Raw genomic sequence first — 19,696 nt, forward strand, 5'->3', positions numbered from 1 at the left:
CATATTTAAGATACAAATTTACGAATATCGGGGAGGAATATGAATATCGGTGGTCCTAAGCTCTAACCGTGGAAAATGAAAAAGGGAAGCAGTGCCTGCTTCCCTTTTTCTTATGTCAGTAAAAATGTAGTGATTTAGAAGAATTTACCACGGGTATCCTTCACATCGCTTTTCTTTTTCAACACTTCAAACAGTTGCTGATCCAGCATGGATTTGACACCTTGTTCGTAAGCGGCCTGTTGGGAAGCGACGTCCTGAGCCGGTTGGCCCGATGGCTGGAAGCTGTCTACCTTAATTACGTATACGCCTGCATTACCTTCAATTGGAGCAGATACGGCTGCAGTACCCCATTTCTTATTGAATGTTGCACCGGCAACACGCGGTTCAAAGCCCAATGAAGCAATAAACGGAGTAGCGAAAGAAACGCCCTCTGCCTTGAGCACTGGTTGGTTAGTTGCTTTAGCAGCTGCATCGAGTGTAGCAGGAGTCTGCAGTTTAGCAATGATCTGCTCGGCCTTTTTATGCTTTTTAACTTCTGCTTCCACCTGAGGCCTTACATCAGCCAGCGGAGCAGTTCCTTCTTTACGCACACTGGTTAAAACAGCTACTACATATTTATCATCGAAAGTGAATACTTTGCTTACATCTCCCTGTTTTGATTCGTAAGCCCAGCGTACCAGTTCACGTGATTGTCCGATACCAGGGATCACAAAATCCATTGGGCGCACATTATCAGCGATTCTTTTATTCAGTTTTTCCTGTTGTACTGTTTTTTCGAAAGACGCAGCATTTCCGCTCTTGCCTGCAAAACTGCTGGCAGCGCTAAATGCGTTGTTATTAGTTTCTTTGCTGGCTTCTACAGATTTGCCCAGATAGGCTACTTTAACAGCAGGACCAATATTCTTCTGATCCATGATTTGAATTACATGGTAGCCAAACTGCGTTCTTACCACTTTAGTCTGGCCTTTTGAACCTTCGAAAGCAAAATCCTTAAATTCAGGAACAAATTGGGAAGATGGTGTGAGATCATATTCTCCTCCGGTTTGCTTGCTGCCCGGATCATCTGAGAACTGGTCTACCAGGGCTTTGAAATCAGCGCCGCCTTTCACTGCCAGTTCAAGGCTGTCAGCACGTTTTTTCGCAACAGAGTCCGGTAAACCACCCTGAGCTCCGGAAGCGATGAGAATGTGGCGAACCTTTACACTATCTGGCATATTCTTGCGATCCACCATCTTGGCAAACACTATCAGATTATTATCATAATATGGTCCGAAAACGGCTCCTACAGGCAGATTCACAATAGAATCCTTCATAGGAACTTTAGCTTCGTTTTTAGAAACGTATCCGTCATAATATTTAATATCTGAATTCCGGTTTATAAAACCAGCGATATTACCACTGGTAGTAGTATCAAGTTCCAGCTTCATTGCCATAATTTGTTGAATGGCTGCGGCAGAATCCGCAGAGGAAGGAATGGCATCAAATGAGACGTATTCAATTTTGCGGGATTCTTCTACTTTAAACAGCTGTTTGTGGTCCTGGATAAAACGTTCCAGTTCCGCATCTGTTACCTTGATAGTAGAATCAGCGATAGTGGCGTATGGAACACTTACATAAGATACTGTTGCTGTTTGGCTGTTATCTTTTTGTTGTTGTTCTGCCAGCCATTTGGGATAATATATACCTTGTTTAATAAGGGTCACATATTTTAAACGCTCCTGATATTTGGCAATATAGCTTTCCAGCTGATGTAAACCTTCCCGGATCTGCGGATTGCTGCCGGCCTGTGAAATAGCCTGTTGCAAAGCATTGCGGTCGAACTGGCCATCACGGGTAAACTGCTGTACAACTACCGGGTTAGGGTTTTTACCTTTGATCTGGTCAACTACTTCTGCCTCTGTTACGTCAACACCCAATATTTTATACTGGGCCTGCATAATTTGTTCATTCAGAAACTCGTTCCAAACCTGCTCGCGGATATACTGACGTGTTTGTTCGTCAATATTGGGCATTTGCTGACGCGCATTGTTTTCTGCGTCCTGAATACGGCGTTGATACTCTGATAAATCGAGCTCTTCACCATTTACTTTACCCACGCTCGTATCGCGGCGGGATAGAGAACTCTTGCCAAAAAAGGCATCCTGCAACAGGAAACTAACAATAGCCAGGCAAATCACTACAACGATCACGACGGCATATTTGTCCCTGATTTTCTGAATTACTGACATATATTATATAGTCTACATTTTTAAGGATAGCAAAAATAGAATAAATAAACTGTAACTGCAAAAGAGTATTTTTTACTCCAAAACCCAATACAGTAAAGGGTTTCAGGTACTTATAACACTTTCGTGGACTGTGTAACATTCACAGGTTTTCCACATGAGGGGGATATTTCCAGGGTTCCTTTTTCCAAACACTGCATATTTTTAAACCCCGATGGGAACGGCTGTTTGACCGAAATTAAGTGTCAGAAACTTAAAAAAGGTTATACACAAATGTTAAAAAAGCATTTTTCAAATCCACATAAAAATGTGAATAAAAAGGGGCTAATCCGCTGCTGTATGCATTTTGACCAGTTTTCATTCCTTGAGCTTTCTTTTCCACATTTGATGTGTAAAAACCCCTGTAAAACGCAAAATAAGGTGGGAAAACAGCCCCTAATCCACAGGTAAAACTAATTTTGTTATTGTAGTAGAATTTACCCTTAAAAATCCAGACCAGGAAATGTGAATAGTAAATGCCTTCTTTTAACATTTTCCTAATACACTACTGACGAAAAAGATTTTCACGCCGGAGGATATCCACGTATGTGGATGAAAGTACAGAAAATCAGTATTGACGCGGAATTAGCATGTTAATTTCGTGTGGAAAGCGTAGTAAAAAGGAATAACAACTACATTTGTACATGAGCTGGAAATTAAATTTCCACATATTCACAGCCCTAATAGTAGTGGGCTTTTTCTTTTAAATATTTAAATAAGTATATAGCTATGATTATGGAAATCGCTGAAGCGAAAAAAAATTTGCAACACAACGGATTTTTGGATATATCAGTCGATCCCTCTCTGGATTTGTTTGAAGCGATAACAGATTTGAAAAAGAAAAAAAATGCGATTGTTTTGGCGCATTATTATCAGGAACCTGATATCCAGGATATAGCGGATTATATCGGAGACAGTCTGGGGCTCAGCCAGCAGGCAGCTAAAACGGATGCGGACATAATAGTTTTTGCCGGTGTGCACTTTATGGCAGAAACCGCAAAAATCTTAAGTCCGCAGAAGAAAGTATTGTTACCAGACCTGAAAGCAGGGTGTTCTCTTGCAGATAGTGCTCCCCCGGAATTGTTTAAAAAGTTCAGGGACCGTTATCCTGATCATATCGTGATCTCGTATATTAATTGCTCAGCGGGTATCAAAGCGCTCAGCGATATCATTTGCACGAGCTCCAATGCCGAAAAAATCATTGAAAGCGTCCCACACGATCAGCCGATCATATTTGCACCTGACAGGAATTTAGGGGCCTATCTGATCAAAAAAACGGGTAGAGACATGGTTTTATGGAACGGTGCCTGTATGGTACATGAAATTTTCTCTCTGGAGAAGATCACTAAATTAAAAGTTCGTCACCCTAAAGCCAAAGTGATAGCGCATCCGGAATGTGAACCAGCAGTGTTGGCGATTGCTGATTATATTGGATCCACTACGGGTTTGCTGAAATTTAGTCAGAAAGATGATGCTCAGGAATACATTGTAGTTACTGAAACGGGTATTCTTCACCAGATGCAAAAGGAAAATCCTGGTAAAACATTTATTCCTGCACCACCTAATAATGCCTGTGCATGTAATGATTGTCCGCACATGAAATTGAATACCCTTGAAAAGCTTTATCTGTGTATGGAATATGAACAGCCGGAAATAACGATGGAAGAAAGTCTCAGAATAGCGGCTAAAAAGCCAATTGAGCGAATGCTGGAAATCAGTGCCCAGGCCGGACTTTAATATAACATATTGATTTACAGATTTATTTAGATTTTATTTTTATTATATAAAATAAGCTTCAATTTACGAGGGCCGTAAGAATTCAATATTCTTACGGCCTTCGTATTTAGATACGGATCAATCCATTCTCATCTCATCATGAAGCCCCTGAGAAATTAATATTTGACAGATGATTTATATAGACCCCCAGTTATTCCACCCATAAAGCCATCTATTTCTGTTTGACGTTGAAAGCGTTTCAAAACTCTTTTCAAACGAGCTGAGAATTCAAAAAAATAATTGATCATTGGGTAAGTGAAGGTTTTTTTTGAATATTAAATTCTCAGCGCACTGTCATGGGCTTGAGAATGTGATATTTTCACTCTCAATGTAATGCAGTATTGAATTTAGTTTCCTGAAACTCCTGCGGGCCATTTTTTAAAGGCCCTGAGAATTGATTATTCAGTTAGATGATTGAGTAACCCCGGGTTTTTATTTTCTGGCAGATCGTCACGCCATTCATTTTAAGTTTATGAAGAGTCTTTAGATGAGATTTTTTCCTTAAGACGCATACGCATCTTCACTTCAATTTTTTACATACGTTGTACACAGCGTTTTCTACTGATATAGGCTTTCTAATTGTGTTGCGCACCGACTTTTATGAAGGCTGTGAGAATTCAATATTCTATATTTTGCCGGGGTAACCACGGAATTTTTATTTGCAGCTGATTCTCAGGCGACTTATAACGCATTGAGAATTAAGTGGAGATGGGGATCTCCCGGGATATACTTATTTCATTCAATTTTCAACGCCTTGGAAGCGCGCTGAGAATTGAATATTTAGCGATATTATACTGATACTTAAGGATGCCTGGTTTCATGCAATTCTAAGCATACTACGAATGAGCTGAGAATTGGCTATAATATTTCTGCTTCCACTATCGAGGAGAGTAAATGAATGTTGAATTCTCCGCCTGCTCATAGTGTGTTGAGAATCGAATACTGTAAAATGTAGAGAGAATCCCGGGAAGCAACGGATTTTAACAGATTCTAAACCAGCAATAAATGATCTGAGAAATGAAAATTTAAAATTTTCTTGGGGGAATCCTGGGAAAGTGAAATTGGCGCAAAGCAGAATGGATTGGCTATGCCATAAGAATGGATTTTTCTTTGATATTTACACTACTTCTTCAATCGTACAATTCTTAGGGGAGTTACTAAAGGGATTCGACTTTGGTTTTTAGCGTTTTGGAAAAAGGGAAGGCATTGTTAAGAATAATTTCTGGATCTTTTTTAAGAAAAGGTGCGAATTTTATGGGAATATTCGGGCTTTTTTCGTTTAAAAACGATGTAGGATTAAAAGTGATTGTACTTGGGAAGCAAGAAATGTGAGTAAAAATTCCTTTTTAGTGAGAAATAAGGTCTTCTTTTAGTGAAAAGAGTGGGATTTTTCAGAAAATCTCCAAAAAAATAGACAAAATTTGGAGGTATAAGATATGTTCTATGATGGAAAATACCTTTTTCAACGAAATTTTCTTGGTTTTGATCAATAAAAAAGGGTAGGGAATTAAATTTCCTCTACCCAAATATGGTCGGCTTCAGTTTTTCTGAGCGATAAATTATAACCGGCTACCATAATGGAGATAGGATCTCCCAGCGGGGCAATTTTTTCAATTTTTACTGTTTCACCTGGTACGCAGCCCATTTCCATCAGTTTAATATGAAGATCGTCCTTTGCAAATTCAATAATTACTGCACTTTTTCCAGTTGACAGGGACGATAATTTTATAACGCCTTTTTTCATTTCCTTCTTGTTAATCTGTTTAAACTTTGTACCGGCATAATTGAGATGCATACTTATGAATGATAAGCAAAGTTACCTCTGTATGGGCAATATGCAAAAAGAAAGGTCCTGCAAAACAAAATTTCACTTTACTTTTACATCCATTTAAATTTTTGGAATATAGATGGCCATTCAGTTTACATCGCATGAGGTAAAAGATCATTTAAAAGGGAAGCGCAAGCTTAAATTATTCCTCAACGATCTTTTTGCTGCAGAGGGACAAGGTTTGCAGAGTTTGCATTATATTTTTTGCTCGGATACCTACTTGCTTGAAATTAACAGGCAATTTTTACAGCACGATACCTATACAGATATTGTGACTTTTGAAATGGGAGAGGATCCCGACATTACAGAGGGCGAAATATATATCAGCATTGACAGGGTTCTTGAAAATGCAGAGAAGTTCAAGGTGCCGGTGGCTCATGAACTGCATCGTGTGATTTTTCACGGAGCACTTCATTTATGTGGCTTTAAAGATAAAAGTAAAAAGGATGCCGCCTTAATGAGGAGTAAAGAAGATGAGTATCTGAAAAAATATTTCGGTGAATGATATGCGTTTCTGTAGATATGTTCCACGTGGAACATATCTACAGAAACGTAATTTTGAGACCGTTTCGAATTCATAAAAAATCAATGGTTCTTTTCTGATTGTATGAATGTAATTCAGGGGCTGGTAAATTTAGCTACTCTATTCTACCACCCGACATGTTCCACGTGAAACATTGTATTTACCGGATATTAGGAGTATTGGTTGATACGACCATTGGGCAAATCCTTCTTATCAAAGAATAATATTGCAAGAAAGATGATTTTTCACCAGGACAAGCTTTTGACATTTATAAGAAGGGAGGTAAATTGAATTTTTGGGAGGCTTTAGCACCTGCCAGCTATGGCATGGCGGGTTATCTGTTAGACAGTAATACTTATAAGTAGTTATACCTGGTATTCCCATAGCGATTACGAGGCTCTTCGGCCAGACGCAATAGAACTCCAATAAAGTAGGGCGGAGGCTAAAAAGGATTGAATCATCTTCAGAATCAAAACCGGGGTTGTCAACCTAATAAGGATAAAGAGTGACTATGTAAGATAAACTTTAAACTATCAGGCATGTGGACCATGTATTAAATGTATTTATTTGCTTTAGGTAGTTATAACCCGGTAAAGAAGGCAATAATGCGATTTCCTGGAGCCGTCGGCATCTTCAAAAACAAAACTTAGTCGGGCGATGATCCCCAAACTTTTACCATATTTTCTAAATTAATCACCCGTAACCTTGCTGGTAGGCCATTGTAAGCCGTAATTGTAATGTTTGGCTTATCTGTACTTATTCCCCATGTTTATAGGCGTATAATTGGAAAGGTGGTGGTGCCTTATATGTTGTTTTCCATGAAACAAAAACCACTTGAGGAAGCGCAAACTTTAACTTCTGAAGAAGGCCGTAGCTTTACATATTTATGTATGAATGATTATGGCTATGTCTTTTCTTAACAGGAAAACTGCTGGTTCAAAAGTGTTAACCTGATTGAATTTTCAGCCCTCATTTTACCTCTGAGCAATACTAAGCAGCCGTTAAGAATGGGCTAATTAGATCTCTTAAATGAGTTGTCTCTGAAGATTTCTTCGACATAGTATTGTAATCGAAAAGGAATTTCTTGCAACAATGAACGGATTATGTTGTTCGCATTAACTGCCTTCGTAGCCTAAGTTTAGAGATTGAAGAAAGAATATCATACCGTATCGGACGGATTAATTAGTATCTCGCGCGGCTTTAAAAGTTGCATTGCTTATAATAGGCTGAGGAAGGGAAGCTCCCCACCGACTGAACGGAATTAGCCTGGAAACCTCTACTTTTTTCTGCATAACCGCGCACAAAGTATAGCGAGGAAAAAGGGCTCTGAAGGGGCTGCTAACTAAATTATCATACTTGGCTGCATCCGCAAGACCTTACCTTTAAGTATAGCAAGACGGGGAATCTATAGGGTCCAAAGTGGGGCTAATTTATTTCCATTGGCGGCTTTCCGAAATCTTTTACTTAAAACAGGGAACTGCTGTTATGCAGAGATACGTAAGAACAAATTCGCAAATTGATGTTATGTAGTTCAAAGTTGCGTTGGTTTTGACTAGTATGCCCAGTTGAGAATTATTTCTTTTTTTCCCTACTCATTAAACGCATTTGTTGAGATGCAACTGGTCCTAGCAAACTATTATTTTAATTTTTAGCTCTGGGAGATAGCATGATCAGCTCTATAAATTGTTGTAATGTATGGAATAGTGAGTTGTTTCTGAACGGATGCAGTTAACTGGGAATATTGTTCCTCTTTTTTGTACTCATTGATTGAATGTGTTTGTCAAGAGACAACTCTTCCTGCGATTATCCCTAGTTTCGGGCTTAAGAATGGGTTAATTATGAGCTTGCAAACTCCAGCTAAGCAGGGGAGAGAGCATTATTTTCTAATGAATATGACTACCGAGGATTATTCCCTTTTCCGTGGTTAGTTGTAAGGGGACGCCTTCTCCTGGTGACCATCCCTTAATTTCAGGCTAGAGGATGTATCAATATGAGCTTGCAAATCCGAGTTAAGCAAGGAAGAGAGCATTGTTTTCTAATGAATATGACTACCGAGGATTATTCCCTTTTCCCTAGTTAGTTGTAAAGGGACAACTTCTCCTGGTGACCATTCCCTTAGTTTCAGGTTAGAGAATGTGTCAATTATGAGCTTGCAAATTTCAGCTAAGCAGGGGAGAGAGCATTATTTTCTGATGAATATGACTAACTGAGAATTATTCCCTTTTCCGTAGTTAGTTGTAAGGGGACAACTTCTCCTGGTGACCATTCCCTTAGTTTCAGGTTAGAGAATGTGTCAATTATGAGCTTGCAAATTCGAGTTAAGTAGGGGAGTATGGTGTTTTCTGATGAGTATGATTAGCTGAAACTTCCCTTTTCGCTATGCCATTGAATTCAGTTGTTAACAGGCAACTTTCCCGGAGATTCTTGTCTTAGTTTTAAGCTGTGAATATGCGGTAATGAACAGCTTGTGATTGTTGGGTAGGGAAGAACGTGAGTTGTTCCCAGATAAGTAAGACCATATTCATAAGAAATTCTCTTTTCACTATTCATTAATAAGGTTATCAATAGACGATGCCATCAGGATTATTTCCTCGGTTTTACGCAAAGGAAGTATGAGCTTGCCAATTACGGAGAATGGGTTGTCTTCTAATATGATGACTAACCGAGAATATTATTTCTTTTTCAGTAGTCACGAAGACGTATCTAAAGCACTCTTTTCCTATATCTTCTTCCAATTAATCAACCCCCAATGTTTCACGTGAAACATTGATTCCTCTCTTGAGGAAACTTCGTTTTATGAAATTGTATTTATAATCCCGGGTTAAACAAGTTTGATGCAGGTACATTAAGAAAGCAAGGTCTTGCCTAAATCAATCTCTGTCTTGTACAGCAGGTAACGGAAGTATCCTAATAAACGATTTAGATGCTTCAAATGTTCCACGTGGAACATCCCATTTAATAAGCTTAATTCTCCCTTCTTCTCCGTAATTTTGCACTTTCTAAACTAATTATGTTTCCATCATACGATATTATTGTTGTGGGTGCAGGACATGCTGGCTGTGAAGCCGCTGCCGCTGCCGCCAATATGGGTTCCAAAGTTTTATTGGTAACCATGAATATGCAAACCATTGCTCAGATGAGCTGTAACCCTGCTATGGGTGGTATTGCAAAAGGACAAATTGTAAGAGAAATAGATGCATTGGGGGGCTACTCCGGGATAGTTACGGATCAATCCATGATCCAATTCCGTATGCTTAACCGATCCAAAGGGCCTGCTATGTGGAGCCCACGTACACAAAACGATCGTATGCTTTTCGCCGCAAAATGGAGAGAGGCACTGGAAAAAACGCCAAACGTGGACTTTTACCAGGATATGGTAAAAGGGCTTCTTGTGAAAGATGGAAGGTGTCATGGGGTTATTACGGGGTTAGGCCACGAAATTCAGGCAAAGGCTGTAGTACTTACGAACGGAACATTTCTGAATGGAGTGATCCATATTGGAGATAAACAATTTGGTGGTGGTAGGGTAGCAGAGAAAGCTGCAACCGGTATAACAGAACAACTTGTTGCTCTGGGCTTTGAAAGCGATCGCCTGAAAACGGGTACGCCTCCACGCATCGATGGCAGAAGCCTTGACTATTCCAAAATGGAAGAGCAGAAAGGAGATGATGAGATTGTGGGGTTTTCGTATCTGGAAACAGAAAAAATTAAGCCTGCACAACAAAGAAGTTGTTGGATCACTTACACCAGCGAGGCCGTACATGAAATGCTTCGTACAGGTTTTGACAGATCTCCAATGTTCCAGGGACGTATCCAGGGAACTGGTCCACGTTACTGCCCAAGTATAGAAGATAAAATAAACCGTTTTGCAGAAAGAGAGAGACATCAGTTATTTGTAGAACCTGAAGGCTGGGATACCGTGGAAATATATGTAAATGGCTTCTCTACTTCTTTGCCGGAAGATGTACAAATGAAGGCGCTTCGCCTGGTTCCGGGATTTGAGAATTGTCGCATGTTCCGTCCGGGTTATGCTATTGAGTATGACTTCTTTCCACCAACACAGCTCCAGTTTTCTCTGGAAACCAAGCATGTACAGAATCTCTTTTTTGCCGGTCAGATAAACGGCACTACCGGATATGAGGAGGCAGCCTGCCAGGGTATTATGGCGGGCATAAATGCACATCTGAAGGCCCGTGAAGAGGCACCCTTTGTACTCAAAAGGAGTGAAGCGTATATTGGAGTATTGATTGATGACCTGATTAATAAAGGTACAGAAGAACCCTACCGGATGTTCACGTCACGGGCAGAGTTCAGAACACTTCTACGCCAGGACAATGCGGATCTTCGCCTTACAGAAAGAAGTTATAAAATGGGACTTGCTTCTGAAGAAAGAATGCAGAAAGTACAGGAAAAAAAGCAAGGAGTTGAAGATATAAAACGTATCCTGAAAGAATTGTCAATTGAACCGGAAGAAATAAGTAGTCTCCTTGAAGAAAGATCTTCAGCCCCGTTGACACAGAAACAGAAAGCGCATCAGATACTATTACGCCCGGGGCTTGATATTTTTGCGATGAAAGACCGTGTAGAAAAAATAGGAAACGCACTCTCCGGATTTAGTAAAGATATCCTGGAACAAGCCGAGATACAGATCAAGTATGATGTATATATTGAAAAGGAAAATGAACTGGTTCAGAAAATGAGTCAGCTTGAAGATCTGGTGATACCATCCAATTTTGATTATGCAAAACTGGTTTCATTGTCAAATGAAGCAAGACAAAAGTTTAATAAAATCCGTCCACATACACTAGGTCAGGCAAGTCGTATAAGCGGGGTCAATCCAAGCGATGTACAAATCCTGATGGTTTATATGGGACGATAGAAATAGTTAATTATTTTATAAAAGGCAGATTGTTTTACGGTCTGCCTTCTATATTTTAGCGGGTCCATGCATAAAAAATAAAAATCAGTCAGAAAAACGGCCTTCAGAAATGAGGCAAAATTTAACTATCACGGGCTGGTCGAACTCAAGTGTTCTAATTAACCTAAACCTCGTAAAAAGGGCTAAAAAAGCGGATTTTTAACAAAGGGAAATTATTTTCCTGGTAAAGCAACCTTTTGTTGTCCTCTGCCGTATCTATTTTCAGTTGAATTTTTTATCATACCATCATTTTCAGACAAGAAAACAAAACGCACTCAATACCCAAAAGCAGGTAAGAATATTTTTGTGCACGAGCTGAATAATATTAATGAATTGATTGCCGGTTGCTGCAAAAAAGAACGCAGCAGTCAGGAAGTGCTATACCGTAACTTTTTTGGCTATGCATTAAGTATTTGTTTGCGGTATGCGCAAAACAGAGATGAGGCTGTTGAAATCATGAACGACGGATTCCTTAAAATATTCCACCACATTGAAACATTTGATACCTCCCGGTCATTTAAAACATGGCTGGCCCGGATTATGGTGAATACCTCTATCGATTTTCTAAGAGGTAAAAAGAAACTGGTTTTTACGGATGATATTAACCAGGTACCGGAACCAGGAACAGATGAAAAAATAATTGATAAATTATCTTATGACGAATTGCTGATGCATGTGCAGGCTTTGCCGCCGGCCTACAGAACTGTTTTTAACCTGTATGTGATGGAAGGGTTTCAGCATCAGGAAATAGCAGGAATGTTGCGAATATCTGAAGGAACATCCAAGTCAAATCTATTCAAAGCAAAAAAAATACTGAAAGACAGGATTATAAAAGCTTCCACGAGTACTACCAATGGAGTAGACATAAATATGCCCTTATACAAAAATGAATGACGCATTTGAAAATAGTATCCGTAATAAGCTGAATGAAGCTGATATTCCATTCGACCAGGATGCCTGGAAGAAAATGGAATCACTGCTGGATGCCGGTAATAATAAAAAACGTCCGTCCGGCTGGTGGTGGCTGTTATTATTGCCGGTACTGGGAGGGCTCGGCTGGTGGATCATGCAGCCACCAGTAGCGGATAAAACAGTTTCACGTGCAACAGTGAGTTCCCCGGATCAACAAAGTACTGCTAGCAATGGGCAAGGTGCCTCTACAGTAGACAGTAACACTTATCATTTGCCACAAACAACCTCGGCGGAAAATAAAGTACAGCAGCAAAACGGTTTGTTACCAGACACACCGGAAAAAACGAATGCAACAGTAAACAAACCTATCCAACAGCAAGGGGTACTCTTATCTGATAATCATCTGCCAAAAACAAATACAGCAAAAGTAATTACCGACCATCAGCAAACCCAATTGCCTGCAGGAACCTATCTGCCAAAAACAAACACAACAGATAAATATTCAACGGAAAAACAAACAACAGATAATGAAAACAAAGTGCCGGGTATAAGCATCGGAACAAGAGAGGGAATAGACAATAAAGAGACTGCTGATTCAACTGCGGGATATTCCGTCCTCAGGTTACTGAATATAAAAAGAAGCACTAACTATAACGTATATACGAAAATTGCGAAAGCGCCTGAAATAGTTGTACATACTGAATTACAGCCAGACCATCAGCAGAAAATTATGCGGCGGAAAATTAACTCAAAAGGGCTTTACTTCGGAGTAACATTAGGACCAGACCTGAATGTTGCTCCATCGTTTAATTATGGTAACGTTGGCTTTAATATTGGGGCACTGGCTCACTATTATTTTAACCAGCATTGGTTTGTGACAAGTGGTGTTGTTTATAGTAAAAAATTATACGGCGCCACCCGCAGTGATTATAGAAATCCGAATTACACCAATCCATACGACCTTGTTAAAGTAAATGCCAATTGCGATGTGCTCGATATACCCCTGAATATTAACTATACATTTCTGCAGGTAAAGAACAACACCGTGAGCGCCACACTCGGTATGTCAAATTACATTATGCTGAAAGAGAAATACCAGTACATCTACAAATATTCTCCGGAAAAGGAATGGACGGTAAATAATAAAAATCAGCATTACCTTGCCATCCTAAATGTAGGAGCCCTTTACCAGCATCCGGCGGGAAGAAGATTAATTATTGGGGTGCAACCCTATGCAAAAATTCCCCTGCATGGGGTAGGATCCGGACAGGTAAAGCTATATTCTGCCGGCTTGTCGCTGCAATTAAACCTGGTAGGAAAAAAACGCTGATCTACGCTGTAAACAATCATTATCCTGCTTTGTTATCTTTCTGATATAATGTCTGCTACATGATGTGGCACGGCATTTTCTGCGTTTTTAATCACTAAAAGATTTTGATCATGGCTAATAAAAAGAATAAAACAGGACAGGAAGGTAAACAAACTCCCCAAAAAGAGGAAGATCAGTTCCCGGGCTACCCCGAGTATCCTGCCAGTGAAGATATTATGAACAGGAAAAACAGGGACAAAGAAGTAGACCTCGATATTAATGAGGTGACCGGGTCTTTCCGCAGAAACAGTGAATTACAGCCGGATAAGAAAAAGCTCAAAGAAAACGAGGAACAGGAAGGAACCTGGAAGCAGGATAAAACAGGAGATGACCTGGATATTCCCGGTGCCGAACTGGACGACGAATCAGAAGCCATTGGAGAGGAAGATGAGGAAAATAATATTTACAGCATAGGAGGCGACAGGCACGAGGATCTGGAAGAAGACAACGGTGAGTTCCTTGATCCGGATGAAGAGAAGTATTAAGCCCTATAACAGCGGAGTGAGAAGACGGCACACAGCGTCCATAAACCGTTTTAAAAGGTTGCGTTTGTTCCAGCGGGTTTCCTGGACCGGAACTGAATACAGCAGATCTTCTTCAAAAACCTTGTTTAGCCGGCCGGCTACCTCTGTATCATAAATCAAAGCGCCTATTTCGCAATTCAGGTAAAAGCTTCGGTTGTCGAAATTTACGGAGCTTACCCAGGCAAGATTATCATCTATTACCATTGTTTTGGCATGAATGAACCCCCGGGTATAAAAGAAAATTCTTACACCTGCTGCCAGCAAAGGTTTCAGATAGGAAAGGGCTGCATGTTGTACAATATAGGAATCCCCTTTTAAGGGCAACATCAGCTGCACATCTTTGCCCGATAAAGCTGCCATTTGCAGCGCCGTAAGTAATTCCTCGGTAGGAATGAAATATGGATTGGCGATCCTGATCCTTCTTTTGGCTATATTGATAGCCATCAGGATGCTTTGCATGGCTATAGGCCACTCTGAATCGGGCCCGCTGGCAACAATATCCACAAAACAGGTACCTGTGAGGTCGGAACGGCCAAAAAACGGTGCAGCAAAAGGAAATACTTCTTTACTGCAATAACGGTAGCTCATCAAAAACTGTAGTTGTAAAATGTTCACAGCGTCGCCTTCAATTTTCAGATGAGTATCTCTCCAGAAAGTAGGGTGTTTGCCATTATTGATGTATCGCTCGTCGAGATTGATACCTCCTACGAAGCCGATCCTGCCATCTACCACAATAATTTTCCGGTGATTCCTGTAGTTAGCATTCAGGTAAAAATCTACCAGTACCGGTGAGAAAGGATATACACTGGCGCCATGTGCTTTTAAGCGCTCGGGAATATCACCAATCCGGTCGCTGCCCATGTCGTCATACAGGAAGCGCACCTGTACACCCTGGTTTAATTTTTCAATCAGGATATCTGTTACCTGGTTGCCTACGTCATCTGCAGCAATCATGTAGTATTCAATGTGAATATGATGTTTGGCGGCACGCAATGCGCTGAAAACCACGGGGAATTTTTCTTCGCCGTTAATCAGTAATTGTACCCTGTTATTTTTACTCAAAATAGATTGCCTGGTATTAAGCAGCATGGCTGAAATTTCCTGTTTATTTCCGGCAAGCCGCCGGAGCTCCACCTGCATTTGTTCTATAAGTGGTTTCTGCGATTCCCAGTACCTGGAAAATAATACTTCATCTTTACTGCCTTTCAGCGTAAATCTCCTTCTCTTGCGTAAATCGCGGCCCAGGTAGTAATAAACGATTAATCCTACTACGGGAATAAACACCAGTACAAGGATGTAGCCGATTGCCTTTACCGGGTTACGGTTCTCAAGCAGGATAGTAGCTATTAAACCAATGAAAATAAGGATCAGCAAAACTATACTGCCAATTTTTATATAAATATGCCATTCAGCACCTGTTAGATAACCAATCAATGTTCCCACCAATAAGTATTATTTTAAGACCGTAAAAAGATATTTAATATTAACACGTTTCCGCTAAAATGGTTACAGGACGCTTCTTTATAAGCATCGGTAAATGGATGAATATACCGGCCATCACATTCAACAGGGAAAAGAGCGTCATCCTGCTGTTTTCGCCAGAGAAACCACCTAAAAATAACCATGTTACGAAATACAGGTGGAACCACAAAGGAACCACCCATGCCGGCGGAGGAAAATAGTGAGCACTTTTTTTATTTCTCCTGGCAAAGCCTGCAGCTACCAATAGCATCAATATTATCAATAAAGCAAGGAGCCGATGCATACCGCTGATGCCAAATGCCTGCTTCAGCAGGTTGGCCAGCGGAAACAGCGATAGCCACAGGGCAGCCTGGGAAAGGATAATGGAAAGCAAAGGCAGTGTGGCCTTCCATATCTTTTTAACTGCTGTTTTTTCAAGTAACCTGCTAAAGAACGAATAGAAAAATACCACCAGCAACCAGCCATAAAAATTTGCATACGGCACGCCAAACCATTGACCGGTGAGTGTTTCAGTAGGATATCCCCGGCCTGCCCAATCCCAGTGCCACATATGCAGGCGATATGCCACTACATCCATACTCACATCAATATTCAACGCCAGCAGACTGTCGAGCGCCGCCGCCGCCCACACCGGCAACGCGAAATTATCTGTGAATAAGCGCGATGAATAAATAATGACAGCCCAACCACAACCTATACAAAAAGGAATATCACGGGGCGCTTTTCCAAGCATGAGCCAGAATTGACCGTATACATAGCCACTGTTGGCGGCCACGTTCACATATTCCAGCAGCAGTCCGAAGCAAAGTGCGCCCAATAGCCAGGCAACCTGCGCTGTACCCTTTTTTATGGCATGCCAGCCGCATAAAAGCAAAAGCAGGTACATGCAGATCTCTGTTAACGGAAAGCAATATACGGGTGCATTACCATAAGGCATATTGGCAAAAGGAAGCATATCCCTGTTGTTTAATGTATTGAAGATAGTAAATCGTGCTTGATTCCCTTTTCAAGGAAAGAAAATGTCCTGTTTTCCGTAATGCCGGAAACAGGTCATATAAAACGGGTTATTTCACTGTTAATCAGGAATATTACTGTCCGGGCACCTGTCGTTACCAGTAGCGAGTTGAGTGCCGTCTTTCATCGGGAATTCACCTGATGAATGCGTTCCCGGTAAAAGATTTATTTTATTAATGCGGCAATACTTTTAAGGATCCGATTCCAGGGTTAAACATTCTTTTTGAAAAGCTCATGAGATAAACTGAAACAATACTTTTTCCGATGATCATCGCCTGCATACTGAAGAACAGCCCTGTTTTCCTTATAGTGAGAAATAAGCCGGTACAATATAACTAAGATGGCTATACGTAGTTATAGTATTGCGAATTGTAATTGTTTTTCTGTAAAAATCTTCTGCACATATTTAGTTAGCAGTATAAGCTTATGCAAAGCAGTTTAATATTTGAACGGGAATAAGTGTACTATGTAAATAAAAAAGAAAGGATGTAGATGGTTGGACAGGCACTTTTAAGACAATAGGTATCCCGTGCAAAAATGAACAAAAATTGTCCGCTAACGGACAAGGATCGTCTATAAAAATATTGATTATTAAAAGATTAAAGCGCGGCATTTTTTTCGCGGAGAAATGGATATATTTTTTGGTTATGATAAAGAACTACTTTCTGATTGCCTGGAGAAATATGGGAAAGAACCGTTTTTTTGCTGCGGTGAATATATGGGGGTTAGCTATCGGGATCACTATTGTATTATTGATTGGTGCATACACCTGGGGTGAGTACCAGGTGAACCATTTTATTAAAAACAACGACCGTATTTTCCTGTTGAAAAGTAAGTGGGCCAACCTGGAAACAGGAGTAGAGTTTGCAACATTAGGACCATTAACCAAATCATTGCAGGATAACTATCCGTCACTCATAGAAAAGGCGTATGCCCATGACGGGATTAACGTGGTAATTTCTGTAGGAGATAAGCATTTCCGGGAAGGCGTACAGCCGGGTGATTCTACTTTTTTTGAGATCTTTAATTTTCCTGTGGCCTATGGTGATCCGCGTACCGCTATGGATAAGCCTAATGCAGTGGTATTAACTGAGAAAAAAGCCAGGCAGTATTTTGGAAGATCAGATGTGGTAGGGAAGTTAATAAGGATTCAATCTTTTGATGGAAAGAATGATAATTTTGAAATTACAGCAGTAATAAAAGATCTTCCTTTTAATACAGTTACCAACTTCTTTAAACCGGGAAATGAAATATTCCTGTCGCCAGGCAGCATCCGTTATTTTGGCCGCGAGTTTGGGTTTACAAGCTGGTTGTCGCCCAATATTGTAGGGTATGTATTGCTGAAGCCCGGTGTTACTGCTGAACAGTTAAAGAAACCTATAAAAACATTGCTGAGCACCAATACCACTGCTGAAATTCAACGTTCTTTAGAAGTGACGCCGGTGGCATTGAAGGATTCTTATATCACAATGTATAACGGACTTGCAGGAAAAATGATTGCTATTTTTTCCCTGGTGGCATTGTTTATTTTATTGATGGCGGTTATAAATTTTGTAAACCTTTCTATTGGTAATTCTTTAACGAGGTTAAAGGAAATTGGCGTACGGAAAGCAATTGGAGGAAGACGGCAGCAGCTGGTGTTCCAATTTATTACGGAATCAGTACTGGTGGTTGCGTTTTCATGTTTTGTTTCACTGGGATTGTTTTTTATACTCCGACCGTTATTCGGTCAGATTATCGGGAAAGATATTCCGGGTTTGTCTGCCTTTCCGGCCTGGTTTGCGGTATTACCGTTGATGATTATAGGGTTTACTGGTTTGCTTGCTGGTATTTACCCTGCATTTATATTATCTGCACAACCTTCGGTAACTGCATTGAAGGGTAAAATGAAGAATGTGAAAGAGAAATTATTATTCAGGCGATCGCTTGTTGCCGTACAGTTTGTGGCTGCAATTGTAGTATTTATTGCTGCAATTGTAATAGACCGGCAGGTGGCTTTCTTTTTCAATTCAGACCTTGGATATAATAAAGAGAAGGTGGTGACAGCCGCAGTGCCACGCGATTGGACCGCAGCAGGCGTAGCACATATGGAGCGTATGCGGGATGAGTTCCGTGCGATGCCGGAAATAAAGGAGGCAACATTTGCTTATGAAATTCCAGATGGAGCAGCCAGTGGGGCTAACAAAATTTATCGGCCGGAAAATGATTCCAGTACAGCTGTTTCAGCGGTTGTGCTTACAACAGATGAGCGTTACCTGCTTACCTATGATATAAAACTGGATGCCGGAAAATTTTATGACGGCACAGCTGCTGATTCTGCAAAAATCGTTATCAATGAGGCAGCTGTAAAGGCGTTGGGCTGGAGAACCGCAGAGGAGGCGATCAACAAGCCCCTGCGTTTATACAATTTCAGCCGGGTGCTGTATGTGAGCGGTGTTACCCGTGATTTTCATTTTGGTACGTTACACGATGTCATTACCCCGATTTACTTTCAACCTGTGAAAGTGGCCAATCTATACCGGTATTTATCGTTCCGTTTTAATCCTGGTAACACCTCGGCGCAGATAACTGCATTACAGCGGAAATGGCAGCAGGTTTTCCCGGATGCACCCTTGGATTTCAGGTTCCTGGACGACAGCATAGCCAGATTGTATGAAACCGAAACACAGATGCAGAAAGCAGCGAAAGCGGCCACTGTTGTGTCGTTGATGATAGTGTTGCTTGGGGTACTGGGAATTGTTACCATGAGCATTGCAAAAAGAAGTAAGGAGATGGGAATAAGGAAAGTGCTTGGCGCGTCGGGGCTGAACATCCTGTTGTTGTTTATAAAAGAATTCTTGGGGATCATTGTGGTTTCCAATATTATTGCCTGGCCTTTATCCTGGTACCTCTTGAACAGCTGGCTGATGGAATATGCCTACAGGGTTCATATTGGTTTGTTACCGTTCCTGGTGGTAGGCGGGACCCTGTCTATACTGGTAGGTATGATCATTTTGGGAATGACGCACCGGCTGGGAGCCATCAACCCGGTGAGGAGCCTGAGAACGGAATAATGCTTACTTTAGCAAGCATCTAAACTTACCCAA

11 protein-coding genes are annotated in these 19,696 nt (G+C 40.7%); 7 read left to right on the top strand and 4 right to left on the bottom strand.

Annotated elements, in window-relative coordinates; translation table 11 throughout:
• Window positions 1-134: 134 nt before the first annotated feature.
• A complete protein-coding gene (locus FN124_RS09755) occupies window positions 135-2,228 on the bottom strand; it encodes a peptidylprolyl isomerase (protein ID WP_142684539.1) in 2,094 nt (697 codons plus the stop codon).
• A 771-nt stretch (window positions 2,229-2,999) separates the two neighbouring features.
• Between FN124_RS09755 and nadA the strand changes: the two genes are divergently transcribed.
• Window positions 3,000-4,001, top strand: coding sequence for a quinolinate synthase NadA (nadA, locus tag FN124_RS09760; protein ID WP_142685525.1), 1,002 nt, complete (start codon window positions 3,000-3,002; stop codon window positions 3,999-4,001).
• Window positions 4,002-5,547: 1,546 nt separating this feature from the next.
• Here nadA and FN124_RS09765 read toward each other — a convergent pair.
• Window positions 5,548-5,835: a FeoA family protein gene (locus FN124_RS09765; protein ID WP_260607385.1), complete on the bottom strand. Its 288-nt coding sequence runs from the start codon at window positions 5,833-5,835 to the stop codon at window positions 5,548-5,550.
• 112 nt (window positions 5,836-5,947) lie between these two features.
• Here FN124_RS09765 and ybeY point away from each other — a divergent pair, with 112 nt between their 5' ends.
• The 5 genes from ybeY (at window position 5,948) to FN124_RS09790 (ending at window position 14,075) form a co-directional block, all read left to right on the top strand.
• Window positions 5,948-6,373, top strand: coding sequence for an rRNA maturation RNase YbeY (ybeY, locus tag FN124_RS09770; protein WP_142684540.1), 426 nt, complete (start codon window positions 5,948-5,950; stop codon window positions 6,371-6,373).
• 3,028 nt (window positions 6,374-9,401) lie between these two features.
• Window positions 9,402-11,270: a tRNA uridine-5-carboxymethylaminomethyl(34) synthesis enzyme MnmG gene (gene mnmG, locus FN124_RS09775; protein WP_142684541.1), complete on the top strand. Its 1,869-nt coding sequence runs from the start codon at window positions 9,402-9,404 to the stop codon at window positions 11,268-11,270.
• A gap of 345 nt (window positions 11,271-11,615) precedes the next feature.
• Window positions 11,616-12,203, top strand: a complete 588-nt coding sequence (locus tag FN124_RS09780; protein WP_142684542.1) for an RNA polymerase sigma factor — start codon at window positions 11,616-11,618, stop codon at window positions 12,201-12,203.
• Window positions 12,196-13,551 carry an outer membrane beta-barrel protein gene (locus FN124_RS09785; protein WP_142684543.1) on the top strand — a complete coding sequence of 452 codons (1,356 nt, stop codon included), beginning with the start codon at window positions 12,196-12,198 and terminating at the stop codon, window positions 13,549-13,551. Before FN124_RS09780 ends, FN124_RS09785 begins: the two co-directional genes overlap by 8 nt.
• Window positions 13,552-13,661: 110 nt before the next feature.
• Complete coding sequence (locus FN124_RS09790; RefSeq protein WP_142684544.1) at window positions 13,662-14,075, top strand: hypothetical protein; 414 nt, start codon at window positions 13,662-13,664, stop codon at window positions 14,073-14,075.
• A gap of 3 nt (window positions 14,076-14,078) precedes the next feature.
• Here the strand turns inward: FN124_RS09790 and cls are convergent, their stop codons facing one another.
• Complete coding sequence (gene cls, locus FN124_RS09795; protein ID WP_185937147.1) at window positions 14,079-15,488, bottom strand: cardiolipin synthase; 1,410 nt, start codon at window positions 15,486-15,488, stop codon at window positions 14,079-14,081.
• 109 nt (window positions 15,489-15,597) lie between these two features.
• Complete coding sequence (locus tag FN124_RS09800; RefSeq protein WP_142684546.1) at window positions 15,598-16,551, bottom strand: carotenoid biosynthesis protein; 954 nt, start codon at window positions 16,549-16,551, stop codon at window positions 15,598-15,600.
• A gap of 706 nt (window positions 16,552-17,257) precedes the next feature.
• On the opposite strand from FN124_RS09800, the gene FN124_RS09805 reads away from it, so the two are divergent.
• Window positions 17,258-19,663 (top strand): ABC transporter permease, encoded by a 2,406-nt coding sequence (locus FN124_RS09805; RefSeq protein ID WP_142684547.1) that lies wholly within the window; start codon window positions 17,258-17,260, stop codon window positions 19,661-19,663.
• The last annotated feature ends 33 nt before the right edge of the window (window positions 19,664-19,696 follow it).

The organism is Chitinophaga polysaccharea, assembly GCF_902150045.1.
Taxonomy (GTDB): Bacteria; Bacteroidota; Bacteroidia; order Chitinophagales; family Chitinophagaceae; genus Chitinophaga; species Chitinophaga polysaccharea_A.